At 29.1% G+C, this 681-nt stretch carries 1 protein-coding gene; it reads right to left on the reverse strand.

What is annotated here, in order from left to right:
• Positions 1 to 681: transposase (locus tag CLTEP_RS14580; protein WP_278319565.1), on the reverse strand; the 681-nt coding region annotated here is incomplete at both ends.

A 681-nucleotide genomic window follows, 5' to 3' on the forward strand; every position in this document is an offset into this window, starting at 1 on the left:
TTAGCAAATATTGGATTAATCCAGTCTTCTTCTATAGTAAATCTTTCATCTCTTATATCTTCAATAATATCTATTTGTAACATTCGTTTTTTTCTAAAACCTCTAATACATCTAAAGAAATATAATTGCATAAGATTAAATGCTATTATTATAAACATTAACACAGTCTCTACGCCCGTAGGGCTATGAAGGAAACAGTGATCTAGATGCCATTCTGTTTTTAATTGGTGAAATGCATTATTTTCAATATGCCACCTTCTATGCATTATCTTCCATAAGGTTTCTACCGAAGTAAATTTATCTGTTGTTATAATCCATGCTTCTTTAATCTCAAGTGTATCTCCCTTATGAACTTCTTCTATAAATTTTATGAATCTAACTTTAATATCTGAATTTGACATTTCAAAGTCATCTTCATCCCATGCTTTTATCTTTATATAATTTTTACTCCCTTTATTAACAATCCATTCTTTATCTGCCTCACGGCATTTAAATAAAGCTAATGCATCTTTTACAATGTGAAGTCTTTCATCTTTAACTCTTACTACTGCATTCATTCCAATTGAAAGCACTTCTTTAATCCAAGTAGATTTACAATATAGAGCATCAGCTACGATGATATCTGCAAAATGATGATACTCCTTATATAAATTTTTGATTAATCGTTTACCACCTGTAATT

The sequence above is a fragment of the Clostridium tepidiprofundi DSM 19306 genome (assembly GCF_001594005.1).
Taxonomy (GTDB): Bacteria; Bacillota; Clostridia; order Clostridiales; family Clostridiaceae; genus Clostridium_AC; species Clostridium_AC tepidiprofundi.